23 protein-coding genes and 1 pseudogene are annotated in these 24,721 nt (G+C 30.8%); 14 read left to right on the forward strand and 10 right to left on the reverse strand.

Annotated features, from left to right (window positions below):
• Positions 1–174 precede the first annotated feature (174 nt).
• Positions 175–675 carry a M48 family metallopeptidase gene (locus tag FIA58_RS15415; RefSeq protein WP_140963392.1) on the forward strand — a complete coding sequence of 167 codons (501 nt, stop codon included), beginning with the start codon at positions 175–177 and terminating at the stop codon, positions 673–675.
• A 46-nt stretch (positions 676–721) separates the two neighbouring features.
• Positions 722–2,260: pseudogene (locus FIA58_RS15420) on the forward strand (M48 family metalloprotease); the annotation flags it as partial.
• A gap of 458 nt (positions 2,261–2,718) precedes the next feature.
• Here FIA58_RS15420 and mfd read toward each other — a convergent pair.
• Both mfd and FIA58_RS15430 read right to left on the reverse strand, forming a co-directional pair.
• Complete coding sequence (mfd, locus tag FIA58_RS15425; RefSeq protein WP_394352430.1) at positions 2,719–6,027, reverse strand: transcription-repair coupling factor; 3,309 nt, start codon at positions 6,025–6,027, stop codon at positions 2,719–2,721.
• Between the two features lie 66 nt (positions 6,028–6,093).
• A complete protein-coding gene (locus tag FIA58_RS15430; RefSeq protein ID WP_140963398.1) occupies positions 6,094–6,726 on the reverse strand; it encodes a hypothetical protein in 633 nt (210 codons plus the stop codon).
• A gap of 154 nt (positions 6,727–6,880) precedes the next feature.
• Here FIA58_RS15430 and FIA58_RS15435 point away from each other — a divergent pair, with 154 nt between their 5' ends.
• Positions 6,881–7,831, forward strand: a complete 951-nt coding sequence (locus tag FIA58_RS15435) for an NAD-dependent epimerase/dehydratase family protein (RefSeq protein WP_140963400.1) — start codon at positions 6,881–6,883, stop codon at positions 7,829–7,831.
• 87 nt (positions 7,832–7,918) lie between these two features.
• Positions 7,919–9,331, forward strand: a complete 1,413-nt coding sequence (locus FIA58_RS15440; protein WP_140963402.1) for a glycosyl hydrolase family 8 — start codon at positions 7,919–7,921, stop codon at positions 9,329–9,331.
• A 5-nt stretch (positions 9,332–9,336) separates the two neighbouring features.
• Here the strand turns inward: FIA58_RS15440 and FIA58_RS15445 are convergent, their stop codons facing one another.
• Positions 9,337–9,828 carry a nuclear transport factor 2 family protein gene (locus tag FIA58_RS15445; protein ID WP_140963403.1) on the reverse strand — a complete coding sequence of 164 codons (492 nt, stop codon included), beginning with the start codon at positions 9,826–9,828 and terminating at the stop codon, positions 9,337–9,339.
• A 189-nt stretch (positions 9,829–10,017) separates the two neighbouring features.
• Complete coding sequence (locus FIA58_RS15450) at positions 10,018–11,253, reverse strand: glycosyl hydrolase family 18 protein (protein ID WP_140963405.1); 1,236 nt, start codon at positions 11,251–11,253, stop codon at positions 10,018–10,020.
• 480 nt (positions 11,254–11,733) lie between these two features.
• Here FIA58_RS15450 and FIA58_RS15455 point away from each other — a divergent pair, with 480 nt between their 5' ends.
• The gene (locus tag FIA58_RS15455) at positions 11,734–12,081 is read left to right on the forward strand and encodes a hypothetical protein (RefSeq protein ID WP_140963407.1); all 348 of its coding nucleotides are present in this window, start codon (positions 11,734–11,736) and stop codon (positions 12,079–12,081) included.
• Between the two features lie 61 nt (positions 12,082–12,142).
• On the opposite strand, the gene FIA58_RS15460 is transcribed toward FIA58_RS15455, so the two are convergent.
• From FIA58_RS15460 to FIA58_RS15485, 6 genes are read right to left on the reverse strand one after another with little or no spacing between them, the layout of a single operon-like run.
• Positions 12,143–12,913, reverse strand: a complete 771-nt coding sequence (locus FIA58_RS15460; protein WP_140963409.1) for an HNH endonuclease — start codon at positions 12,911–12,913, stop codon at positions 12,143–12,145.
• Entirely contained in the window at positions 12,906–13,520 is a 615-nt protein-coding gene (locus tag FIA58_RS15465; RefSeq protein ID WP_140963410.1) for a hypothetical protein, read from the reverse strand. Before FIA58_RS15465 ends, FIA58_RS15460 begins: the two co-directional genes overlap by 8 nt.
• Positions 13,513–14,121, reverse strand: coding sequence for a response regulator (locus tag FIA58_RS15470; protein ID WP_140963412.1), 609 nt, complete (start codon positions 14,119–14,121; stop codon positions 13,513–13,515). The genes FIA58_RS15465 and FIA58_RS15470 overlap by 8 nt, the downstream gene beginning before the upstream one ends.
• Before the next feature lie 6 nt (positions 14,122–14,127).
• Positions 14,128–16,251: a sensor histidine kinase gene (locus FIA58_RS15475; protein ID WP_140963414.1), complete on the reverse strand. Its 2,124-nt coding sequence runs from the start codon at positions 16,249–16,251 to the stop codon at positions 14,128–14,130.
• Complete coding sequence (locus FIA58_RS15480; protein ID WP_140963415.1) at positions 16,232–17,317, reverse strand: DNA cytosine methyltransferase; 1,086 nt, start codon at positions 17,315–17,317, stop codon at positions 16,232–16,234. The genes FIA58_RS15475 and FIA58_RS15480 overlap by 20 nt, the downstream gene beginning before the upstream one ends.
• Positions 17,307–17,528 (reverse strand): helix-turn-helix domain-containing protein, encoded by a 222-nt coding sequence (locus FIA58_RS15485; RefSeq protein ID WP_140963417.1) that lies wholly within the window; start codon positions 17,526–17,528, stop codon positions 17,307–17,309. The genes FIA58_RS15480 and FIA58_RS15485 overlap by 11 nt, the downstream gene beginning before the upstream one ends.
• A 276-nt stretch (positions 17,529–17,804) precedes the next feature.
• On the opposite strand from FIA58_RS15485, the gene FIA58_RS15490 reads away from it, so the two are divergent.
• Genes FIA58_RS15490 through FIA58_RS15530 form a run of 9 tightly spaced genes read left to right on the forward strand, consistent with a single transcriptional unit; the run spans position 17,805 to position 24,713 of the window.
• Positions 17,805–18,461, forward strand: coding sequence for a Pvc16 family protein (locus FIA58_RS15490; protein WP_140963419.1), 657 nt, complete (start codon positions 17,805–17,807; stop codon positions 18,459–18,461).
• A gap of 36 nt (positions 18,462–18,497) precedes the next feature.
• The gene (locus FIA58_RS15495) at positions 18,498–20,414 is read left to right on the forward strand and encodes a phage tail sheath family protein (protein ID WP_140963421.1); all 1,917 of its coding nucleotides are present in this window, start codon (positions 18,498–18,500) and stop codon (positions 20,412–20,414) included.
• 31 nt (positions 20,415–20,445) lie between these two features.
• Positions 20,446–20,886 (forward strand): phage tail protein, encoded by a 441-nt coding sequence (locus FIA58_RS15500; protein WP_140963423.1) that lies wholly within the window; start codon positions 20,446–20,448, stop codon positions 20,884–20,886.
• A 5-nt stretch (positions 20,887–20,891) separates the two neighbouring features.
• On the forward strand, positions 20,892–21,350 hold the full coding sequence (locus FIA58_RS15505) for a phage tail protein (RefSeq protein WP_140963425.1): 459 nt from the start codon (positions 20,892–20,894) through the stop codon (positions 21,348–21,350).
• A gap of 9 nt (positions 21,351–21,359) precedes the next feature.
• Positions 21,360–21,533, forward strand: coding sequence for a DUF5908 family protein (locus FIA58_RS15510; protein ID WP_165928934.1), 174 nt, complete (start codon positions 21,360–21,362; stop codon positions 21,531–21,533).
• Complete coding sequence (locus FIA58_RS15515) at positions 21,530–22,300, forward strand: CIS tube protein (RefSeq protein ID WP_140963427.1); 771 nt, start codon at positions 21,530–21,532, stop codon at positions 22,298–22,300. Before FIA58_RS15510 ends, FIA58_RS15515 begins: the two co-directional genes overlap by 4 nt.
• Before the next feature lie 7 nt (positions 22,301–22,307).
• Positions 22,308–23,990: a phage baseplate assembly protein V gene (locus FIA58_RS15520; protein WP_140963429.1), complete on the forward strand. Its 1,683-nt coding sequence runs from the start codon at positions 22,308–22,310 to the stop codon at positions 23,988–23,990.
• Position 23,991: 1 nt separating this feature from the next.
• Complete coding sequence (locus FIA58_RS15525) at positions 23,992–24,282, forward strand: PAAR domain-containing protein (protein WP_140963431.1); 291 nt, start codon at positions 23,992–23,994, stop codon at positions 24,280–24,282.
• A gap of 11 nt (positions 24,283–24,293) precedes the next feature.
• The gene (locus FIA58_RS15530; RefSeq protein WP_140963433.1) at positions 24,294–24,713 is read left to right on the forward strand and encodes a GPW/gp25 family protein; all 420 of its coding nucleotides are present in this window, start codon (positions 24,294–24,296) and stop codon (positions 24,711–24,713) included.
• Positions 24,714–24,721: the final 8 nt, after the last annotated feature.

The raw sequence follows: 24,721 nt of genomic DNA on the forward strand, positions 1-24,721 counted from the left end.
AAGGTATTTGTAAACTTTAACAAGAACGGCAGAAAAGTTGTATCCAACTATACAATGATCGGTCGTATATTTGTATTGGTTAATAGCAGTAATTTTTTCTACTCGAGAAAAGTTTAAAAGTCGAAGTATTCACTTCGGCTTTTTTTATTAGATTAGCATTTTTAATTTAATAGTATGAGTACCTCCATTACAACACCTAAACCTGATCATTTTCCAAAAGATTTAACCCAACTATCTAAATCTTATATTTTCAAAGCAACTATAGCTATTTTATCCATTTTGTTGTTTTTTACCTTGTATGTTTTATTAATAGCAAGCTTATTTTACCTTGTTTTTTTAGCTTTTACTTACCAGATCGAACATATTAATAAGTTAACTATTTTAATTAAACTGGGAGCAATTGCAGGTTCCGTAATGTTGGCTTTATTTACATTAAAGTTTGTATTCAAATTAAAAAACCATAAACCAGATAATCGGGTAAAGCTAGATAAAAGAGAAAATGAAGAATTATTTGCTTTTATTGATGAAATATGTAAAAGCACAGGAGCTCCAAAACCTAAAAATATTTATGTAGATCCAGATGTAAATGCCTATGTATCCTATACAAATGTTTGGTTGAGTTTGTTTTTGCCTACAAGAAAAGAATTAACCCTTGGTTTAGGGTTTAGTAAGTAGTCTTAACTTAAGTGAGTTTAAAGCTGTAGTAGCACATGAATTTGGTCATTTCGCTCAAAAAAGCATGAAAATAGGGAGTTATATTCATAGTGCTAACACAATAATTCATGACATGATTTTTAGTAGAGATAAATGGGATGAGATATTAGATCAATGGAGAAATTCAGATATTCGATTATCAGCCACAGCATGGATAATTACTCCAGTTATTTGGTGTATTAGACAACTACTTATGCTTTTTTATACCATGTTAAACATGATGCATTCGCTATTGTCTAGAGAAATGGAATTTAATGCTGATAAAGTTGCAGTTAAAGTTGCAGGAAGTGATGCTATAGTTTCTGCTTTATGGAAATTAGAATATGGTTATAATAATTGGAATACAATAATTAATAATGCTTTCCATGCTTCTAAAAAAGAAGTGTTCTCAAAAAACTTATATCATCATAAAAATATATCATTAGAAAAGGAGAAAGATAATATGAATTTACTTTTAAATAGTCTACCTGCAGACACTAATGGCTCTAAAATTTTTTTTTCTAGTGCTGAAAATGCTAAAGTGAGTATGTATGCAAGTCATCCTTCTAATGATTTAAGAGAGAAAAATGCAAAAACACCTTTTTTGCCATGTGATATTGATGAAAGAAGCCCATGGATTTTATTTGCAAATAAAAATGAAATTCAAGAAAAGTTAACTTACTTAGTTTATGAAAAATATATAAATAAGAAACCTACTCAGTTTAATGAAGAATCAGATTTTCAAACTTTTTTAGAGGCTGAATCATTAGAAAAAGAATTGTTTGAAGAGTATGAGAATACTTTTCAAAATAGATTTATAACAATGCTTTCTCCAAATGAGATTACTCTTAAAGAATTGATGAAGAGTAGTTTATATGATTTGAAACAGGAGTTAAAAACGCTTATGATTCCTGTTAAGGAAATTGAATCTTTGATGATTAAAGCTAGTGAAATTGCAGCAGGTACTACTAAAGAGAAAACCTTATTTTATAAAGAGAAAACCTATACTAAAAAAGAGATTGGAACTGTATATAATCTTTTAACTGAAGATAGAGAGCAATTATTTACCACTACTTTTAAAAAATGGGATGAAAAATTTTTAGTTTACTTTTATCAATTAGCCAAGAGTAAAAATCAAGAAGAAGGTTTATTGAAATTATATATTCAACAACAAAGAATTATAACTCTTTTTCAATATTTAATATCTTGTAAAAATGAAATACTTTATAAAATTAACCAATTACAAAGTTTAGGAGAGTACACACAAACTATGGTGGATAATTTGGCTCACGAAATAAAAGATATTGTAAAACAAATTAATTCTAGACTATTAGATTTTTATGCGATAGAATTTGTAAAGCTACCCAATATTGAAAATATTGATGAATTAAAGAAAGCCTTGTTTGATGATGGAATGATTAATGAAGAAAACGGGAGAATTTTTGAAAATAATGGTGTTAATAGAATAATTACAGCTATCGATAACGGAATTAGTAATTGTAATAGAATTGAAAATAAAAATCTTGAGCAAATTTTAAAAACACACAAAGATTTGCAAAAGAATTAACAAAAACGGAAGAAAAGCTGTATCCAACTTAACAAAAGAAACTTCTATATTTGTATTAGTTAATAGCAGTAATTTTTCCAAATTAAGGAAAGGGTAAAAATTATTAGGCCGAATATCTCATTTTCGGCCTTTTTTTATGCCTAAAATGAGGATAAAACTTTAACAAGAAAGGCAAATAAATTGTACACAACTTAACACCTTATGAACGTATCTTTGGTGTTAGTTAATAGCAGTAAATTTTCCAAATTAGGGAAAAGGGTAAAAATTAAAAGGTCGAATTATCTCATTTCGGCCTTTTTTTATATCAAAAAGTCAAAAAAAGACAAAACTTTAACAAGAAAGGCAGAAAAGCTGTATCCAGTTTAACAATAGCAAATCGTATGTTTGTATTGGTTAATAGCAGTAATTTTTTCTACTCGAGAAAATTCTAAAAGCCGAAGTAAACACTTCGGCTTTTTTTATATCTTAGAAATAAGTTCCAATGCTTTGTTTATTGTTTTTACATTCTCAAAAGTTAGTAACAATCTTAACCCACTTTTTGTTTGTTTTTCTTTCATTTTACAAATGTTTCCATTTTGTTGTACAAATTGTACTACTTTCATAAAACGATTACTTTGGTAGAAATTACTTTGTTGGTCACTTATAAAATAGCCAATCATTTTACCTTGCTTAATTACTATTTTTTCTAAACCAATAGCAGTAGCTTTCCATTTCAAACGCACACTATTCAATAAAGCAACAGCGGGTTTTGGTAAAGCTCCAAAGCGATCTATTAATTTTTGTTCGAATTTTTCTAAGGTTGGTTCGTCTTTTATACCACTTAATTCATTGTATAAATTCAAACGTTCAGTAATATTATTAATATATTCATCTGGGAAAAGAATTTCAAAATCGGTATCAATTTGAATGTCTTTCACAAATTCTTTAGTTTCCACATCATTATCCTGAGGATATAAATCAGCAAACTCATTTTCTTTTAATTCTTCAATAGCTTCATTCATGATTTTTTGGTAGGTATCAAAACCTATTTCATTAATAAAACCACTTTGTTCTCCCCCTAATAAGTCTCCAGCACCACGAATTTCCAAATCTTTCATGGCAATATTAAACCCACTACCTAGTTCACTAAATTGTTCCAAAGCTTGTATGCGTTTCCTAGCATCTTCCGTCATAGCCGAATAAGGAGGAGTTATGAAATAACAAAAAGCTTTTTTATTACTTCGACCTACACGACCACGCATTTGATGCAAATCAGATAAACCAAAATTATTGGCATTATTAATAAAAATGGTATTTGCATTTGGGACATCTAAACCACTTTCAATAATTGTTGTCGCCACTAAAACATCAAATTCTCCTTCCATAAAAGCAAGCATTAACTCTTCAAGCTTTTTTCCATCCATTTGACCATGACCAATTCCAACTTTTGCACTAGGAACTAATCGCTGTATCATTCCAGCTACTTCTTTAATATTTTCAATTCGATTATTAATAAAAAAGACTTGTCCACCTCTTTCGATTTCATAAGAAATAGCATCACGAATAATTTCTTCATTAAATGATACTACTTGTGTTTCTATAGGGTAACGATTTGGTGGAGGTGTGGTAATAACGGATAAATCTCTAGCTGCCATTAAAGAAAACTGTAACGTCCTAGGAATTGGAGTTGCTGTTAAAGTCAAGGTATCTACCGTTTCGGAAATAGTCTTTAATTTATCTTTTACATTTACACCAAATTTTTGTTCTTCATCTATAATTAATAAACCAAGGTCTTTAAACTTTACATTTTTATTAACCAATTGGTGTGTGCCAATAAGAATATCTAATTTACCTTCCTCAAGTTGTTCTAAGGTTTCTTTTTTTTGCTTAGCCGTTCTAAAACGATTAAGGTAACCAACAGTTACAGGTAGGTCTTTTAAACGTTCGGAAAACGTTCTGTAATGTTGATAGGCTAAAATAGTTGTAGGAACTAAAATAGCAACTTGTTTGCTATTGTCAACTGCTTTAAAGGCAGCTCTAATAGCTACTTCTGTTTTTCCAAAACCCACATCTCCACAAACCAATCGATCCATAGGTTTGTCGCTCTCCATATCCATTTTTACATCGTGTGTAGCAGTAATTTGATCAGGAGTGTCTTCATATATAAAAGAACTTTCTAATTCTTTTTGTAAATAACTATCAGGTGCATAAGCATAGCCTTTTTCTAACTTTCGTTTTGCGTATAATTGAATAAGGTTAAAGGCAATGTGTTTTACTCTTGCTTTTGTTTTTTGTTTTAAAGCTTTCCAGGCATTGCTACCTAATTTATATATTTTTGGTGGAGCTCCATCTTTGCCATTGTATTTGGATATTTTATGTAAAGAATGAATGCTTACATAAACAATATCATTATCGGCATAAACGAGTTTTATAGCTTCTTGCTTTTTACCTTCAACATCTATTTTTTGTAAACCACCAAATTTTCCAATACCATGATCTATATGGGTTACATAATCACCAACTGAAAGTGAGGTTAACTCTTTTAAAGTGATGGTTTGCTTTTTAGAATAGCCATTTTTAATACTGAACTTATGATAACGTTCAAAAATTTGATGATCAGTATAACAAGCGACCTGTAATTCTTCATCTAAGAAGCCTTGGAACAAAGGAAAAACAATAGTTTTATATTGTTTGCGAGTAGTTTCATGTTGTTCGGAGTCAATATCTTCAAAAATATCATGAAAACGGGCAGCCTGATTATCATTGGAACAAAATAAATAATTGGTAATATGATTGGCATGATTGTCACTCAAATTATTTAGAAGCAAATCAAATTGCTTATTAAATGAAGGTTGTGGCTGGATATGAAATTCAAATTTTGTATCTGACTTAAAAAGTGGTTTTGTATGTAACTCTACAATTGAAAAATCTAAAGCTTTGTGTAAAAATTGTTTTTCGTTTAGAAACAACTCTTCTGGTTTGGCATGTTTAATATCTGTAGAAAGTTTACTAAAGGCTTCGTTGGCTTTGTCGAATAATTTATTTAAATGTTGGCCAAGTGCTTCTGTATTTTGGATAAAAAGCACTGTTTTTTCATTAATGTAGTCTAAGAAACTTTCTCTGCTTTCTTCCAAAAGTTTGTTTTCAACATTTGGAATAATACTAATTTTTTTCAGTTTTTCAACTGATAATTGGGTTTCTACGTCAAAACTTCTAATGCTATCCACTTCGTTACCAAAAAATTCTATACGATAAGGATGATCATTGGAAAACGAGAAAACATCTACAATTCCACCACGAACTGAAAATTCTCCTGGTTCTGTAACAAAATCGACTCTTTTAAAATTGTATTCAAATAGAGTTTCATTAATAAAATCGATAGAAACTTTATCGTTTACACTTAGTTTTAAGGTGTTTTTTTCTAATTCTCTACGTGTTACTACTTTTTCAAAAATAGCATCAACATAGGAAACAATTATTGCAGGTTTTTTTCTAGAATTTATTCGGTTTAAAACTTCTGCTCTTAGTAGTATATTAGCGTTATCTGTTTCTTCAATTTGATAAGGTCTTCTATAAGAACCTGGATAAAACAAGACATCTTGATCGTTTATAAGTTGTTCTAAATCGTTTAAATAATAAGCAGCTTCTTCTTTATCATTAAAAAGCAACAAAAAAGGCAATTCCGATTTTTTAAAAATAGCATCAACTACAAATGAAAATGACGAGCCTATAAGTCCAGTTACATTTACTTTTTTTCGATTTAAGATACATTCAGAAATTTGAGAAATTTTTGGTTGTTTCTCATATTTTTGTATTATTTCAGAAGCTTTCAAGTCTTTTTTGTATGTTTAAAATTAAATAGAATCTTTTTGTTCAATTTCTAGTGGTTGATTTTTGTCATTTTCTATCACCTTTTCTTGAAACTTTTTATTAGCTAATCGTGTAGTATCTAATGCTCGAATCATAACGTCTTCACCTACTTCCTTTGGAATGGCTTTTTTTATTATAATTTCGTCCCATTGGGTATAAACTCCTTTTATTTCTTCATTAATTTCAGTGATTAAAGAAAGTATTCTTTTTTCTGGAATTTCCTCCAAATGAATGAATGTATCTAACGATTTAATTTTGGTGTTTAAAGTCACTAAACGGCTTCTTACTTGGGGAATATTGAAATTTTCTGGTACACTTAAAGTTAAACTGTCTGCTCTTTTTGAAACCGTTTTTACCTTTAATTGAAAAGCGAGTAAAGATGTCTTTGGCTTCTCTTTAAGTTCTCTTTTAAATTGTTCCCATTCATTCCATTCTTCAATGGTTTTGTTAACTTCTGGTTTTGCGTCAGGAAAAATAAACGACCATTTTTTGGAGATGGTTTTAAAAACAGCTTCTTTCTTTTCTGCTAATTTTAAAGATTCTTCATTTTGTTTTGAATAATCATTACAAGAAATTAAACTTAAAAAAAGGATAAATAGAGCGACTATATATTTCATTTTCATTTATAATTAGAACAAAAATACTAATGTTTGTTTAAAGTAAAATTTATTTATTTATTTTCTTAACATTTCTAACTAGAAATAATTTAATTAAAATAAATAATTCATCCTTACGAAAACCTTATATTTGTTCCTTAATTTCATTTAAAGCATGGATACAAAGGTTTTAATAATTGGTGCTTGTGGACAAATTGGTACCGAACTTACAGCGAAACTAAGAGCAACTTATGGTGTTGAGAATGTAGTTGCCTCTGATATTAGAAAACTAGAAAATGACGTTGTGAACAACGGTATATTTGAAGTAGTAAATGCTTTAGATTACAATCAGATAGAACATTTGATTGAAAAATATGAAATTACAGATGTGTATTTAATGGCAGCTTTGCTTTCGGCTACAGCCGAAAAAAATCCTGCTTTTGCATGGGATTTGAATATGAATTCGCTTTTTCATGTTTTAAATTTAGCCAAAGCTGAAAAAATAAAAAAAATATTTTGGCCATCCAGTATTGCTGTTTTTGGACCAACGACTCCTTCCCACAACACACCTCAATATACCATTATGGAACCTACAACGGTTTATGGTATTTCTAAACAAACTGGTGAAAGATGGTGTGAGTACTATAATAAGCAATACGGTGTAGATGTTAGAAGTATTCGCTATCCAGGATTAATTAGTTGGAGTACAGAACCAGGAGGAGGAACTACAGATTATGCTGTGGATATTTATCACAAAGCGATTACAGAAGGGAAGTTTACCAGCTTTTTATCTGAAGACACTGGATTGCCAATGATGTATATGGATGATGCTATAAAAGCTACCATAAGTATTATGCAAGCTCCAGAAGAACAAATAAAAATACGTTCTTCTTATAATTTAGCCGCAATGAGTTTCACTCCAAAACAGATTGCAACGGAAATAAAAAAGCATTACCCTAATTTTACTATCGATTATGATCCAGATTTTAGACAAAAAATTGCTGATAGCTGGCCAGAAAGTATAGACGATTCTTTAGCAAGAGAAGATTGGGGTTGGAAAAACGATTATACGATTGAAAATATGACAGTAGAAATGTTTGAAATGCTTACAAAAAACGTTTATTAGTTAAATAAATCTTTTTTTTAAATACTGATACACTAAAAATACTTTTTTTTAGTTTTTAAACATAAGCAAACAAAAAACTAAAACAAAATGAAGTTACTTTTACAATTGAAACGCATTTCTGCGTTGGCAATTGCTATTTCTTTTAATAGCATTTGTGCACAAACTCAACCCTTTCCCGCAAATCTTACTTTTTCAAATGGCTTAATGGCAACCAATAAGAGTGATGTAGATGCAACTGCAAGTTACGATATTTGGAAGACTAATTTTATTGAGAGTTGTTCCAATGGTCGTTACAGAGTGAAATTTGATAATCCTTCAGAAACGGTATCTGAAGGAATAGGATATGGCATGTTACTAACGGTTTATAAAGCGGATAAAGTTACTTTTGACGGGCTTTGGAATTATTACAAAGACAACCGTAATTCTAATGGTGTGATGAACTGGAAAATTAGTGGTTGTTCTGGAGCCATAGGTCAAAATGGAGCTACTGATGCTGAACTAGATGTTGCAATGGCATTAATTGTTGCGGATTATCAATGGGGAAGCACAGGAACTATTAATTATAGAGGAGATGCCGAAATCTTAATTGCGGCCATAAAAGCACATGAAGTGGAAGCGAATACTTATGTTTTAAAGCCTGGAGATATGTTTGGAGGAAGCTCACTCACAAATCCTTCTTATTTTGCCCCTGCTTATTATAGAGCCTATGGTGCTTTTACAAATGATAGTGCTTTTTGGAATGCTGTCGCGGCTAAATCCTATACGGTAATTAATGCTAATCTTACTCAGAATAATGCCGTTGGTGGTTTAGTGTCAGATTGGTGTCAAAGTTCAGGAGCTTACTCTAATGAAGCTGGTGGTTATGCAAATGGGGGTCAAAAATACACTTATGATGCTGCACGTACTCCATGGAGAATTGTAGTTGATTATGTTTGGTTTGGTGACAATACAGGGAAAGTTTATGCTAAAAAATGTTCAGATTTTGTAAGAGTAAACCTTGGAGGAACGGCCAACATAAAAGATGGATATAATCAAGATGGAACTTTAGCTGGGCAATGGCATAATGCTACTTTTGTAGGAGCATTTGCTTGTGCCGCAATGGCTGGAGAAGATCAAACTCATTTAGATGCTTCTTATACCGATTTAAAAAATCTTAATGAACCAAATAGTTATTTTAATCATACCTTAAAAACGATATATCAGTTTTTATTGACAGGAAACTTTTACTTGCCTCCTAATGCTACACTTTCTAATGACACTTTTGCTGCTAATGGGTTGGAAGTTTCAGTATATCCCAATCCTTCGAATGGAAGTTTTATAGTTGCAGCTCCTATAGCTTCTTCTATATGTGTTGTAGATGTACACGGAAAGGTCATTTTAGAAAAAAACACTTCGGATTTATCAAGCACAATTGATATGAATGCACAAGCTCCAGGCTTATACTTGGTGAAAATTGTAAATGAAGACAAGCAAGCGTTTAGAAAAATTGTGATTAATTAAAACGACTATTTTTCATAGCCTTCTAGTAAAGCATCCTCAATGGGTGCTTTAATTTTTATAACCTCATTTGAGGTATCATTGGGAATAGTCATCGATAACACATAGTGTTTTATTTTCCAAGTTTTGTTTTCTTTTACTAACACACCACTACCTCTACAAATTTTCATTTGTGTGTCTAACAATTCATCAAACCAAGCGGTTTTACCATCTTTTGAAAAGAAAATATGACGTTCTAAAGGAGTGAAGTTCCAAGCTTTACCTTTATCGAAATAAGGTTTGGCAAAAGTGATAAAGGCTTTTTTATCCCAATTTTCTGTAGCATCAGTTCCAATGAAAATCGATTCTTCAGCCATGACGTTGAAATACCCATCAAAGTTTGTAGTAGCAGCCGCTTTGTGCCAATTGTCTAACAAGATATTTATAGTTGCTGTTTCTTTATCAGTATTTTGAGCGAAGGCAAAAGTGGTCAAGCAAAATAGGAAGATGATTTTTTTCATGGTATTTATTTGTATAAAAATAACAAAAAGAATTGAGATGGATAAACTACTAAATAAGATAGAACTAATTTTTTTCTAAAAAGGAGTACATCCCTTAGAAACTATAAAACAACACTCCCAAACACACGTATTGTGGTTTGGGAGGAGTTGCTTTAGAGAATAATCTTCGAAGATTGCTAAAAACAATACTTATTGCTTTACAATTTTTAAAACAGCTTGTTTCCCTTCTGAAGTTATTTTTGCAAAATAAATACCATCAGAAAACCCAGCTAAATTGATAGTGGTATGGATGGCATTAATAGGAGATAGTGTTTGAATTTGTTTTCCTAAAAGAGAATTGATTTCAATCGTATCAATAGTTGAAGAATCCTTCATGGCAATGGTAACCTTATCTTTTGTTGGATTTGGATATACCATAAAGACAGAGGCATCAAAACTAGGTGCGTTTAAAGTAGCATAAGTAGTCGCAATAGTGGTTAATAAGGAATACTGATCAAAAGAATCTTGAGCCACTTCCCAGATCATCATTCCTCCTAAACCTTCTGAATCAGCAAGCCCAACTTTAGCTGCAATTGTAGGTCTTCCGTTGTAATATTCATTGTAATTATTAGGATCATTCCCTATTTGATCCACATCAGCATTTGCTGGATTAGCCGCTACAATTTCTCCAAAACTTCTATCAGGACCAGTAGTAGTGGCGTTTATAAAAGAATGACTGTAGAAAGGAACACCTAAATTCAATTTGCTGGCAGCCACATGCGATTTCCAAAAAGTCACAGCACTTTGCGCTTGTGCGTAAGAACTGTGTTGACCTGGACTACCCGGTTGCCAAGGACCAGTATAATCATACGCCATGATATTAATAAAATCGAAAGCAGCTAAGGCTTGTGGAGTAATTACTGAAAATAAAGTACCACCAGGAAGAGCAGACGTCATGAGTTTGTTTTGCGCATCTAAAGCCGTTTTCAATTCTAATACAAAAGGACTATAATTAGTATTTGCTGCAAAATCCCATTCCAAATCCACATCAATTCCTGCAATGTTATTCGTAACTGTATAATCCACTAATTGCGTGATAAAAGCAGCACGAGAACTGCTACTAGCCAATACTGCGTTCCAATTGCCTACATTCACTACACCACCACCAATAGACAAAAGAATTTCAATGTTGGGGTTGCTAGTAGCAATCGCATTTTTTAAAGGCGTAATATCCGTTACTACTAGATTGCCACTAGCATCAGGATTACCAAAGGAATAATTTACGTGAGTCAGTTTTGTAAAATCGATTTGATTCACAGCATATAATCTGTAATCAGGGACATAACCTATTACACGTGGTGTGGTTTGCGCGTAAAAGAAAGTCGTAAGAAAAAAGAGTATCGCCATACTTCTTTTTTGAAAAAGGGTACAAGTAGTTGTTGTCATGTTTGAATTTGTTTGTTTATTCAAACATAAAAAGAATGAGGGTATTAAAAAAATAATTTAAACAAACGGTAATTAATGACAAACGAACGACATTTTTTTTGGAATTAAAAGAGAATTGGACATAGTAAGCTGAGGTAGTTTACACAATCTAATGACTACTCCCTACCGTTTTTTGAACAGTCTGCTACGCGAACTAGTTTCTTAATACATAGAACTAGTTATTCGATACACAGAACTAGTTTCTTAATGCATAGAACTAGTTTCTTAATACACAGAACTAGTTTATTGATACATAGAACTAGTTTCTTAATGCACAGAACTAGTAATTAAGTTATGAGAATTAAAAATTTAATTACACGGTTATTTTAGTTAAATTATTGATAAAAAACACAACATCTTGTTAATATACTATTTTTGGCATACCAATTGAATTGCTTTCTTTAAATAAATAATAATTGTATAATCTAAAAATCAAAAGCTATGGCTAGGAAAAAATTAGTTAGAGTTAGAGACCTTGAGAAGGCCACTACTCGTTTGTCGGCAGTGAAAAGTATAGACCCTGCATTGGATTTAGCAAATGGCATTACCATTCCAAATTATGAAGTCGAAATTAAAGCTTTGGCAAAAAAAGTAGAGCTGTACAACACCACATTGAGTACCATAGATGATTTGTACAATGACTGTATTGCTCAAATAGCCGTTTTAAAAGACTGGAACGAAAGAGTATTAACAGGAGTAGCCACGAAGTTCGGAAAAGACAGTTCGCAGTATGAAATGGCAGGAGGAAAAAGAAAAAGTGAACGTAAAAAACCGACTCCTAAAAAGTAAAAAAAATGTGTAATTCTAATTGAAAACCATCAGGTGTGAGCTTGGTGGTTTTTTTGTGGTTTTATTTTAAAAAAACAGTATCTAGATGATATTCTAAAAAATCTTTTCTTGGGAGGTATTTTAGAGGTTCAGTTATTTTAAGTTTTTCAATAGGTGCAAAGTGAGTTTGAAAGAAATCAGAATTATTTTTCTTTTTTAGAGAGCTAGATAAAATAACTTCATAGTTTTGGTTGATGCCAATTATTCCTTTATCAAAAGCTTTATCATAAAGTGCAGAAAGACAAATGCCATTTTCAGGATTTAAACGATGCTCCTCGTTTTTTGACCAAGGCATAATGTGACTGGCTAATAATAATTCAGGCATATCAATACCAGTTATAGCACATTTTGTACCATAATTTGCTAAAACCATTTGTCTGAAAACTGATTGGTTTACTCTTGTTTTAACGGCTCTAATTTTTGTTTCTCCTTTGATGTCTTTTAGGTCAAAAAGGAGTTCGTGGTATTTGTTTTCTATGGTAGAATTTTCTTTTTCTGCGAGAATTTGTTCACTTAAAAAAAGTAATTCTTCTTGATTGTGGAAGAATTCGTCCCAAATGGGTTGGACTTGTTTTCTGCCATTTGGTAAGCCTCCAACACCTCTTTTTTGGTGAAATGGATCTATACTAGCAAAATTGCCTAATCGCATTACAATTGAAGCTGGAGTTCTAACAATCAAATGAGCCAATTCAATGACCTTTTGATTACGGGAGTGTGTTTTTCCAAACTCTATTTTTAAATAAAGGTTGAAAGCTAAAATTAGTTCTTCTCGTGTCCAGAGGTTTTTAGGCATTATTTATTAAATCATTTATAGTAATGTTTTTACCTATTTTTATTAAAGAATCTTTGTTAGATCTTAAATGTGAGGCAGAAAAAAAATCAACTTTATATAGTTCGTCAACTTTTTCCTCATAAGTTTTTTTCATTTGTATTAAAATAGCATCAGTATTTATTCCTTCAATAAACAAAAAAAGTCCAAAATTTGCACAAAACTGAAATTGATTATGACCAATAATGCTATAAATAGTGTTATTGTAACCAAAAAAGCATATGCAATTATTTTTAATAAGTTCAGGTCCTAGTTTTAGTCCACTGCTACAAGAAAAAGTATAAAAAAAAGTGTTTGAAAAGTTTGTTATGTTTAAATCAGGGGAAATGAAAATTTCTGAATTAATATTACCTAGGCAAGATTCATTTCCGTGACAATAGGGAACAAAAATAAAACTTTTCAAGTCTTTTGTAGATAAATTTATTGTTTCAGAGTTTATTTCATGACTAGTAAGTATTGTTAACCTATGTTGCTTATTGCTAAAATAATTATTAATATCTTCAAGACATGCATTCATGAATTGACCACCATTTGGATTAAGGTTGTCGAAAGTTAAAATAACATCAATCATTTAGTCGTTCTTTATTATTTAACAATAATTCGATGGTCAATTCATTTAGTTTTCTTGCAAACGATTTACCTAATTCAGTTTGATTTCTTATTTCAAATAGAATTTCATTCAAAGACAATGAAATCCCATTGGAAGTAAAAAAGAATGGTTTATCTTTATCTTCAGGCTTTTCAATAATCCAATCTTCGATTGCATTGTCTAAGCTGTTTTTGTAAAATAATTCGGCTTTAAAAACAATTTTTAATAATTCTTCTGAAGTGGCCATTTTATTAACTATTCCAAATGCGTGATTATTAATTAAATCTCTGTAAGTTTCATTCTCTATTTTACTAATCCCTGTAAAGAAAATTATTGGTACCAGTTTAGTTATATTAGTTATCTCATCAAAAACTTGATCACCTTTTTTTTCATTGACACTAAATTCATAATCTAAAATGATAATAATGTTTTTTCCTAGATTGTTTAAAACATAATCAATCCCTTCTTGGGAATTATTAATGAACTTAATATTGTCTTCACCATATTTATCCATAAGAGACCAAACCAATGGATCTTCCTTTAGTTTTAAATCATCATCTATTATAACAATTTCTATTTTCATGAATATTTATTTATTAAAAGGTAAATTGATTTTGAATGTAGCTCCCGACGGTTTTAATTCATTTTCTATTACCTCGATTGTTCCTCGCATGGATTCAATTCTTGTTTTAACAGTATATAATCCCATTCCAGCACCTCCATCTTCGGCTGTTTTAGTAAAAAAAATATCGAAAATTCTGTATTTATCTTCTTCTTCAATTCCAATTCCATTATCGGAAAAGAAGATTGTTAACTCTTCATTTGAAACATTACTACTACATTTAATAATTTTGTCTTTAGTATTTTTCAATGCCTTAATAGAATTGGAAATTAAATTATCAAAAATATCTTCAATAGCTTTACGATTATAATTAATTATTAAATCTTTATCAATTTCGATTATGGTTTTAATGTTTTCTTTTCTAAATCGGTCGTTATATATATCTAAAAAAAGATGATTCAATATTTCTTTAATGTTTATGTCTTCAAGATCAGTATCTGATTTAGCATATTTCAACATGAATTCAACACCATGTCTGAGATTTAAAAATTCCTTATAAATCCTTTCAGAAATAATTGAAAACCTTTCATTATATGAATTACTAGTTTTGTAGTTTTTGGAAAAATATTCTGCATCTCTTATAACATGTCCAATACTGTGTTGTGTCATGTGAGAGAACATTGCTGCATAACTTTGTAAAGAAACTAGACTAAAAAAAAGATTTTCAGTTTGTTTAGATTCTTCTTCGAGTTTTATGTAATCATTTAAACTTTTATTTACTGCTCCTTGAAGTTTTCCTAAGTTTTTTTCAATATTGGTTAATACTACACTTACTTCTTGACTTGTAGTCCCTTTTACTGAAGCTATATCTTCTTTTAAATCACTGATTGTTTCTTTTACACCTTTTAATCCTGATTGTGTTTTTTTACGAGATGTTACTTTACCAACTTTTAAAAATTTTTCAAGTTGAATAAGTTGCTCAATAATAAATTTTTTTAACTGATCCCAAGATTCATTATCAACAAACCCTTGTCTGTTTGTAGATTCTATAATGTTTGGATTATCTATTTCAGTAATTTCAACAAATCCCAATAAATCTCGGGTACTAACTTTGTCAAAAAAACCTGAATATCTTCTTTTGTCAATGCCTAAAATATCTTTCTGCTCATCTTGATGTTCAATGTATTCTGCAAATGGAGTAGTAATAACACCATCTCTATATATTTTTATTCCTTCAATTTCTGTTTCAAAATGTTTTTTATATTTTTCTTTTGCAGATTTATTAAAATAATATAAAGTAAATTTTACAGGTCCAGCTTTACCAATTTTAGTGTCAATTATTTTTAAATTATTCTCAATACATTGAACAATTTGTTGAGTGTTATTTTCCTTGTTAAAATTTAACTCAATTTTTAGAGTTGCAAAATCAATTAATTGAGGAACAACAATTCTATTCAAATATTTGTCATATTGACTTATAATAGTTATTCTGAAAGGAAACTTAATATCATTATTGTTTGGTGAAATTAATTTTGACAATTCTTTATATGCTCTGGAAATATCCGTTTCTGTCCATACGTTCTCTATTTCAGAGATTTCTAAAATTGTACCTTGTATTTTCCCATTTGAATCTTCTAGCCAATATTTATTTTCTATGTCAGTAAAAAAATCTTTTTGATCTTCTATATCTAATTTTAATTGATTATTCTCAATTTTTGAATAGCTAACCCAATCGGTTTCTAAACAATGCATTTGGTTAAAGTTTTTTTTCTTTGTTTTCAAAACAAGTTTAGCTCCAAGTTTATCAACTGCAAATCTTCCAACTCCTTTTTTACCTGAAACAGCTCTGTTATATGGAGGAGGAGATGTTTTACTTCTCCTTTTATTACTTGTCCCAATCACCATCCATTTGTTTTTAATATCAGAATAATCCATACCTAACCCATCATCAGAAATAATAATTTTAGATTTGTTTGAAACTGGATTTATATCAATGAATTCAACCGTTACAGAATTTGAATTAGAATCATAAGCATTTTTCACTAATTCAAATAATGCAGTAATTCGGTCAGTAATTAATTCTCTACCTAAAAGTCTATAAGCACTGACGTCAAAATTGAATTTTAAGTAATTATTGCCTTTTTTTGACATTATTAGTTAGTTTTATTATTTGTTCAAAAATTGCTTTTGCAAGAAGTGGAGGTACTGCATTTCCTATTTGTTGTTGTTGAAATGATAAGTTTCCTTTAAAAATAAAATCGTCAGGAAAACTTTGAATTCTAGCGGCTTCTCTTACGGAGAGACCTCTGTTTTCGAATGGATGAATTAGCATGTTCTTTCTATAATTTGCAATCACTACAGAAGGACTATCTGGATCTAATCTTTTATAGATTCCACTGTGACAATTATTAGTATCTGTATAATTTGTCATCAATTCTTTAGGTATGGCTTTCCAGTTTTCACCAGGTTTAATATGCTTATATCTTTCAATAACATAGTCCCTATTTTTTGACACATAATTTTGACTAACTTTTTTGGATTTACCACGCATTAACTTAGCATAAGAATTTGGATTTAAATTCTTATATTCTAAAAAGTCAAAAGAATCTCCATTATTTAATTGAGGTAAATCTTCTAATGCATCTTTAACTGTTACAATTTTTTTATGTTTTTTAGGAAATTCAAATTCAATATTTAATCTATTTCCAATCATAAAAAATCTATTTCTATTCTGAGGCACACCATAATCAGATGCTGTCAATACATTCCATTTGGTTTTATAGCCAAGTTTTTCAAACTCTTCTTTTAATCTTTCTATAACAGTTCCATTGTCAAAAGACTTTATGCCTTCTACATTTTCAAAAACAAACCATTCAGGTGTTAATTCTTTTACTTGTCTAATATATTCCCAAAATAAAGAATTATTTTTGTTTTCTGAATTTCTTGTTTTTGTATTAGATGTAGAAAATCCTTGACAAGGAGGGCCTCCAAATAATAAAAATGGGTTTTTATATTTTTTATCAAAAGTAACTTTTCTTATATCCTCAGTGATAATTTCAGATTTTGGATGATTAACTTTAAAAGTTTCAGCAGCATATTTGTCATATTCCACAGCTACAACCACTTCAATATTTGCCATTGATGCACCAATACTCATTCCTCCAGCACCACTGAAAATATCTATTGCTTTATAGGTTTTCTTTTTATTAGATTTCATTATTAAAGAAAAAACTTATTGGTTTTTTATAAAAATTTGCTAAAATGAATAATTGAGAAGCACTTATTTTTTTTATTCCATTTTCAATTTTTGATAAAGTACTTTGTTTAATTATTCCGTTTTCTTCTACTTTTTTTTGGGTTAAAAGCATCTCTTCTCTCGCTTTTACTAACTGATGCGATATAAATTGATTGATTTTTTTTTCGTTCATAGAGAAATATGTTTAATATTCCATATTGCAATATTCGTCAATTAAACTTGGTATTCCATTTTGGAATATTTGCTAATGAATTCCATTTAATCAATATTAACTATTCTCTTCTTAATAATAAGTAACAAACAGGAAAAATCCTTATAAAAAAACAGGAAAAATCCCCTTTGAATTCTAGTATATTTCCTTGTAAGTGTTTGATTTTTTGTTAGTTAATTTGTGTATCAATTTTTAATGCTTGGCGGTATAATGAAATTGTAAACAAACAAAACAAACATGGATTTAAAAGTAGTTATAGAACAATTAAGCAAATTAATTGATCCACTGGAAGAAATAATCAATGTTACTAACATTGCCACTCTTAATGATGGAGACGACTTTTTGGAATCTAAATCTCCTATTATTTTATCTATCGTTAATATCGAAGAGGATAAAACACAAAAAAACCAATCGGTTTATCGGGGTCTTGTAGATGATCAAAATATATCGCGATACAACCAACCGACTCAACATCTTATTATTTCTTTATTATTTAGTTCCTATAATAAAGATTTATCTAAATACTTAGACGGTATAGATAAACTTAAAACGATTGTTCAATATTTCCAGCAAAACAAGTCTTTTTATTATAAAAATGATAATTCAGAATTGCTCGATTATGCTAGTTTTTTAGCAAAAAATGAAGTAGCACAACAGGATTATTACAAAATTACTATGGAGTTTGTGAGTTTGTCTATGGAGCAATTAAACCAAATGTGGTCTTATTTAGGTTCTAAATACATGCCTTCTGCTTTGTATAAAATGCGATTGTTTATGATTCAAAATGATACAACAATAGAAGAAAAAGTAATTAAGAAGGTTAAAATTAATCTATGGGAAAACGATAAGAACAACCCAATAGGTCTTTTAGAGACTGGTGAATTTGAAAATTAAAAAACGAATACAATATAAACAATAAATAAAAATGTCATGAATGTAAGTTCTCTTAAAACACCCGGAGTATATATCAATGAGATTGATGCATTTCCACCTTCTGTAGCACAAGTTGCTACTGCAGTTCCTGCTTTTATAGGATATACCGAAAAAGGTCCTGCTGTGCCTGTACGAATTTCCTCTCTACTTGAATTTCAACAAACTTTTGGAAGTGCACCTAGTCCAGATAATATAACTATAAATATGGGTTCCAATGTTTATGAAGTAGCAGAAAGTAAATTTAAGTTATATAATAGTTTGAATTTGTTTTATGCCAATGGTGGTGGAGTATGTTACATTGTATCAATTGGGCAATTCTCAAGCAATCCTACATTTGCTTCTTCAGATGATTTTATAACAGGATTGAATTTATTAAGAAATTTTGATGAGCCTACTTTATTGTTGTCTCCAGATGCTGTGAATTTATCGGCAGATAATCTAGCGGCACTTCAACAACAAATGTTACTGCAATGTAGCGATTTAATGGATCGATTTTCAATATTTGATGTTAAACCTATTACTGAAGTTAACAAAAGTAATTTAATTGCAAGTAGTGAAAGCTTTAGGGATAAAGTGGGTAATATGAACCTTAAATATGGCGCTAGTTATTATCCTGATTTGCAAGTAAATGCAAGTTATAAGTTTAGATTTAGTAAAATTGATGCACAAGTTAATTTTGCAAGTATTTATGCATCAGATCCTGTTGTATTGCCTTTAATAACAAAGTTTAAAACGCAATATAATATTGTATATAAACCTACAGCAGTTAAAGGTATTGTGTACCAATGGAATGAGGCATCTTTTCAATCTACTAAGGATAAAGTAGTTATAGCAAATGATTTTACAAACACCAATGCTTATTTTTTAAAATTAGTTAATCTATTAGGAAAACTAGGCAAAACATCAACTATTTCAGATAGTGATTTGAAAAAATATGTTGAAAATGTTATTGCCACTTCATTGCGTCCTTATTTGCAAAGTTTAATAGATTTCAAAGCCGTTTATAATACTTTGAAAGATCCTGCAACTAATGCTGTTTTTATTGGTGGGAAACTAATAAGTGCCACTATAATTGCTGCTGATTTTGAAGCTATATGGGGAACACTATCTGTTTCTGCACCTAATCCTTATACAGGTTTATTAGAAACTAGTACTCCTTTAGAAGCAGATTTAAACAAAATTCAATTAGCATTAGATAAATTAAGAACGGGTATTCTTGCTGCTATGAATAGTGGAATGACTTCTATTGAAAACTATATTGAACAACAAGAAACTACTTTAATTGCTAATATGCCATTGTATGCAGAAATTGTAGCTAAACTGGCTGTTTCTATGAATACCGTTCCACCTTCAGGAGCTATAGCAGGTATTTATGCCAAAACTGATGCCACAAGAGGGGTTTGGAAATCTCCAGCAAACGTTAGTATAAATGGAATTATTGGTTTAACCGATGATATTAATGATGCGAACCAAGAAGACATGAATATTCATGAAACAGGAAAATCGATTAATGCGATAAGAAAGTTTACTGGAAAAGGATTTTTAGTTTGGGGAGGAAGAACTTTAGCTGGAAATTCTAATGATTGGCGCTATGTAAATGTACGACGATTGGCTAACATGATTGAAGAATCGGTTAAAAAAGCGTGTATGCAGTTTGTTTTTGAACCTAATGTGTCATTAACATGGGTAAGTGTAAAAGGGATGATAGATAATTATTTAGCAACCTTATGGAAAGATGGTGCTTTAGCGGGCAGTAAAACGGAACATGCTTTTTTTGTTTCCATTGGTTTAAATGAAACCATGTCGGCTCAAGATATTTTAGAAGGAAGAATGATTGTTAAAGTAGGTTATGCGCCTTCTAGACCAGCTGAATTCATTATTCTTGAATTCAAACAAATGCAACAAAAATCATAATAATTAGTGTTTAACTTTAAAATATAACGATATGCCAAATACAAATTTTCCGCTACCAAAATTTCACTTTAGTGTGCAATGGGGAGGAAGTAAAATCGCTTTTACTGAAGTTTCAGGTTTAAACAAAGAAATGGATGTTATAGAACATCGTGTGGGTTCTAGTCCTAATTTTTATAAAGAGAAAATGCCAGGGATGCAAAAGTTGAGTAATATCACCTTGAAAAGAGGCGTTTTTTTAGGAGATAATGAATTTTATGATTGGTATAATACCGTAGCTCAAAACACGGTTGAAAAAAGAACCATTACCATTTCACTTTTGGATGAGAATCAACAACCAAAAGTGGTATGGACTGTTAAAGACTGTTTTATTGTTTCTTTAAAATGTACGGATCTAAAATCGGATGCAAATGAAGCTGCCATTGATACTGTTGAAGTGGCTAATCATGGTGTAGATGTATTGTTTAAAAGCTAATTATTATGCCAAGTAATACTCCTATAGTAGGTTTTCACTTTTCAGTCATTTTTGAATTAGTCCCTCAATTTTCTATTGATACTAAATTTCAAAGTGTGAATGGGTTAAAAGCTACTATGGAAACAGAATCTTATACAGAAGGAGGACAAAACCGTTTTAAACACAATTTTCCAGTTCGTTCAGGATATCAAGATTTAGTTTTAAAACGGAGTTTGACTTCTGACTTGTCAGGTGTAGCCATGTGGTGTACTCAGGCCTTGGAAGATTTTATTTTTTACCCAGCTAATTTGGTCATTTCACTTCTAAATGAAAATGGAAATCCCATTAAAGTTTGGTATGTATCGCACGCTATTCCTATAAGTTATGAGGTTAGCGATTTTAATGCAGAAGAAAATAAAATAGTAATCGAAACCATGACGCTACGTTACAATTTTTATAAAGAAATCCCTATTCCAGGGTTTTAATTTACCAATATGGCTATAGAAATTAAAGAGTTGCGAATCAAAGTGACTGTTGTCGAAAACAACGAAGCTACTCCTTTTACAGAGAAGATAGGACCTGTAAAATGGCAGGAATTAAAGGCTTCAATGGTAAATGAATGCATCTCAAAAGTATTAGAAAAAATTAAAGAAAAATCGGAAAGATGATACTAGGACTGTTAGGAATAATAGATAAAATGCGCATAGAGGTTTTCCCTACAAAAGAATATGCGGAACCACCTAAGAAAACCATTTTTGTTCAGCTAAATCCTGAAAAATATTCCATGAAACATAATGTCGAGTTTTGTGAGAATCAGGCTATGGGTACTTCTGGAACCGATTTGCGCTTTAATAGAATTGAAGGAGAAGAAGTGAATTTTGAATTCTTTTTTGATAGTTCGGGTATTGTTCCTCCAGGAAAAATTAAAGATGGAAAGGGAGAAGAATCACTTTTAGATGCCGTAGGAGATATTGCTAATGCTTTAAAACCAGCGATAGTAAATCCTTTTGGGGAAGTTGAAACGGTAGAAAAAGAAGTAGAAGAGTTCAAAAATCTGTTAATGGGCTATGATGGTGAAACACATCAAACGGCTTATTTAAAATTGCTTTGGGGTGGTTATAGTTTAAGCTGCCGCTTAAAAAGTATGGATATTGAATACACGCTTTTTCGAAAAGATGGAAGACCTATTCGTGCTAAAGTAAGATGTGTTTTTAAAGGAACTATTGATTATAAGTTAATGGTTGCTAAAGAGAATAAAAACTCACCCGATTTAACACACGAGAGAACCTTCAAGATGAATGATAACTTAGCCTTATTATCAGAATCAATTTATCAAAATAATACTTTTTATATCGATGTGGCTAAGAATAATAAACTATTGAGTTTTAGACAGATTGATTTTGGTCAAAAAATAAAATTTCCACCAATTAAATAATAATGTAATGCCAACAGTAAAGCCTTTTTTTCCCTCTGACACGTTACTAAAACTAGAATTTACCATCAATGGTGAAATTACTGGATTAGATACTTTGTTAACAGAAGCAAAGGTGCACTTTGAGTTGAATAAAATTCCGTTTGCCAAATTTACTTTCGCTATCGCTGAAGAAGATTTTGAAGACAATGATGATTCTCCATTACAGGCATTACACCACGAACCCACTGATCCTCCTCTTGAAATAGAGGTGAAAATTAGTTTTGAAGGTGCTATGGAAACCCTTTTCAAAGGAGTTATAAAATCGCTAGATCAACAACATGAAAATTGTATGGTGGTTGCTAAAATTGAGTGTAAAGATGTGGCTTTACGATTGTCTCAATCTTCTACAGAGGAGGAAAATAATAATCAAACTTTTGAAGAAAAGTTAACCAATTATACTACCAATTTGACCTTAAGTGATAATCTACAAGGTCAACCTTGGGGAGAAGAAGAAATTACTCATAATACTACTACAGTTCCTTGGGATTATCTAATTGGCTTTTTAGATTCTATTGGTATGATGGTGGCTTTACGAAATAGTGAGTTTGTAGGTATTGATATTCTACAACCTGAAAGTGAGCCTATTTATGTAGCAGAAAATGGTATTAATGTTTTTGCTTTTACAGGACGTTTAGATGCAGAAAGGAGAAAATCAGCCGTAACTATTGAACGTTGGGACATCGAAAATCAAGAAACGGTAACCGTTTCGGCTTCTCAAAGTACTCCAGATAATCCGCACACTGTTCGATTAAGTGAAACACAATTACAAGAGGCTACTTTACAAAGAGTTGCAGATACTATTATAGCAAAAAGTAATCTGGTTGCTATAACAGGAAAGGTAACCACATTTGGTAATCTATTAGCTAAATCTGGAGATTATATAACTTTTACGAAAGTGAATACTCAAATTAATGATGAAGTTTTGTTAATTACACAAGAAGAACATAGTATTCAAAATGGTTGTTGGAAAACAGAATATATGTATGGTTTAGAAAGCGAAAGATCGTTTACTCAAAATACCACATCTGGTGTAAATAACACCCATGCAGAAATTGGTCAAACCAATACTATAAATGGTTTGCAAATAGGAATTGTTACTAAGATTATCGAAGATCCTAATAATCAGTTTCGAATTAAAGTAAGAATTCCTCAATTGTCCAGTAGTGGTGAAGGTGTTTGGGCAAGATTAGGCACTTTAAATGCTTCTAGCGAGATGGGAAGCTATTTTATTCCTAGCATCAATGATGAGGTCATTGTAGGTTGTCTAAATAATAATCCAGACACTCCTATAATCTTGGGTAGTTTATATAGTAGTAACAAAGCAATGCCCTATCCTATTGAAGAAAACAATTATAAAAAAGGATTTGTTACCAAAGAAGGAACACGCATTCTAATGGATGATGAGAAAAAAAGTATAGAAGTAAGTACTAAAAAGGGCAATAAATTATTGATTAGTGATGATTTGAAGGGATTTGTTTTAGAAGATGAAAATAAAAATAAAATCACTATGAACGATCAAGGTATTACAATTGAAAGTTGCAAAGATTTTAATGTAAAAGCAAAAGGGAATGTAAAAGTAGAGGGCATTAATATAAATGCTGAAGGAAGCGGTAATATGATTTTAAAAGGAACAATGATTAATCTAAATTAAAATGGCAGCAGCAGCAAGAATTACAGATATGCATACTTGTCCTATGACAACTGGGGCAGTACCTCATGTGGGCGGACCTTTAATTCCGGGTGCAAATAGTAGTGTATTAATAGGAAGTTTGCCTGCATCCATTGTAGGAGATAGTTGTGTTTGCACTGGACCACCGGATTCACTTTCTGCGGGTTCTTCTTCTGTTTTTATTGCAGGAAGTCCTGCTGTGAGAATGGGAGACGCAACTAGTCATGGAGGTGTTGTGGTTGCAGGTTGCCCCACAGTAATAATAGGAGGATAAAAAACAAAATCATGGATGATAAATCATTTTTAGGAACAGGTTGGAGTTTTCCACCCACATTTAAAAATCAGTTGGCTACTATTGAAATGGTTACCAATGAGGATGATATATTTCAAAGTCTGCAGATTTTATTGACTACTCAAATAAATGAAAGAATCATGCGATCAGATTTTGGTTGCGATTTGAGTGCTTTACTTTACGAAAGTATCACAGTGACTTTATTAACTAAAATTAAAGGCATCATAGAGAATGCAATACTAAAATATGAACCTAGAATAGACTTGTTAGAGGTCGATTTTACATCAGGGGAAACCGAAAGTAATGCAGGCATTATTAATATTGAAATAACGTATAAAATAAGAGCTACAAATTCTAGAAAGAATTATGTATTCCCTTATTACTTAGAAGAAGGAACGTTTGTAAAAAAATAATTCATACA

This window comes from Flavobacterium jejuense (assembly GCF_006491595.2).
Classification (GTDB): Bacteria; Bacteroidota; Bacteroidia; order Flavobacteriales; family Flavobacteriaceae; genus Flavobacterium; species Flavobacterium jejuense.

What these genes read in the sequence shown, in the direction of transcription:
- FIA58_RS15505 (WP_140963425.1), top strand. Translation starts at nt 20,892, where the DNA reads ATGCCAAGTAATACTCCTATAGTAGGTTTTCACTTTTCAGTCATTTTT.
- FIA58_RS15520 (WP_140963429.1), top strand. Translation starts at nt 22,308, where the DNA reads ATGCCAACAGTAAAGCCTTTTTTTCCCTCTGACACGTTACTAAAACTA.
- FIA58_RS15530 (WP_140963433.1), top strand. Translation starts at nt 24,294, where the DNA reads ATGGATGATAAATCATTTTTAGGAACAGGTTGGAGTTTTCCACCCACA.
- FIA58_RS15490 (WP_140963419.1), top strand. Translation starts at nt 17,805, where the DNA reads ATGGATTTAAAAGTAGTTATAGAACAATTAAGCAAATTAATTGATCCA.
- FIA58_RS15475 (WP_140963414.1), bottom strand. Translation starts at nt 16,251, where the DNA reads ATGTCAAAAAAAGGCAATAATTACTTAAAATTCAATTTTGACGTCAGT.
- FIA58_RS15455 (WP_140963407.1), top strand. Translation starts at nt 11,734, where the DNA reads ATGGCTAGGAAAAAATTAGTTAGAGTTAGAGACCTTGAGAAGGCCACT.
- FIA58_RS15495 (WP_140963421.1), top strand. Translation starts at nt 18,498, where the DNA reads ATGAATGTAAGTTCTCTTAAAACACCCGGAGTATATATCAATGAGATT.
- FIA58_RS15485 (WP_140963417.1), bottom strand. Translation starts at nt 17,528, where the DNA reads ATGAACGAAAAAAAAATCAATCAATTTATATCGCATCAGTTAGTAAAA.
- FIA58_RS15450 (WP_140963405.1), bottom strand. Translation starts at nt 11,253, where the DNA reads ATGACAACAACTACTTGTACCCTTTTTCAAAAAAGAAGTATGGCGATA.
- FIA58_RS15415 (WP_140963392.1), top strand. Translation starts at nt 175, where the DNA reads ATGAGTACCTCCATTACAACACCTAAACCTGATCATTTTCCAAAAGAT.
- FIA58_RS15470 (WP_140963412.1), bottom strand. Translation starts at nt 14,121, where the DNA reads ATGAAAATAGAAATTGTTATAATAGATGATGATTTAAAACTAAAGGAA.
- FIA58_RS15510 (WP_165928934.1), top strand. Translation starts at nt 21,360, where the DNA reads ATGGCTATAGAAATTAAAGAGTTGCGAATCAAAGTGACTGTTGTCGAA.
- FIA58_RS15435 (WP_140963400.1), top strand. Translation starts at nt 6,881, where the DNA reads ATGGATACAAAGGTTTTAATAATTGGTGCTTGTGGACAAATTGGTACC.
- FIA58_RS15500 (WP_140963423.1), top strand. Translation starts at nt 20,446, where the DNA reads ATGCCAAATACAAATTTTCCGCTACCAAAATTTCACTTTAGTGTGCAA.
- FIA58_RS15440 (WP_140963402.1), top strand. Translation starts at nt 7,919, where the DNA reads ATGAAGTTACTTTTACAATTGAAACGCATTTCTGCGTTGGCAATTGCT.
- FIA58_RS15480 (WP_140963415.1), bottom strand. Translation starts at nt 17,317, where the DNA reads ATGAAATCTAATAAAAAGAAAACCTATAAAGCAATAGATATTTTCAGT.
- FIA58_RS15445 (WP_140963403.1), bottom strand. Translation starts at nt 9,828, where the DNA reads ATGAAAAAAATCATCTTCCTATTTTGCTTGACCACTTTTGCCTTCGCT.
- FIA58_RS15430 (WP_140963398.1), bottom strand. Translation starts at nt 6,726, where the DNA reads ATGAAATATATAGTCGCTCTATTTATCCTTTTTTTAAGTTTAATTTCT.
- FIA58_RS15460 (WP_140963409.1), bottom strand. Translation starts at nt 12,913, where the DNA reads ATGCCTAAAAACCTCTGGACACGAGAAGAACTAATTTTAGCTTTCAAC.
- FIA58_RS15515 (WP_140963427.1), top strand. Translation starts at nt 21,530, where the DNA reads ATGATACTAGGACTGTTAGGAATAATAGATAAAATGCGCATAGAGGTT.
- FIA58_RS15465 (WP_140963410.1), bottom strand. Translation starts at nt 13,520, where the DNA reads ATGATTGATGTTATTTTAACTTTCGACAACCTTAATCCAAATGGTGGT.
- FIA58_RS15525 (WP_140963431.1), top strand. Translation starts at nt 23,992, where the DNA reads ATGGCAGCAGCAGCAAGAATTACAGATATGCATACTTGTCCTATGACA.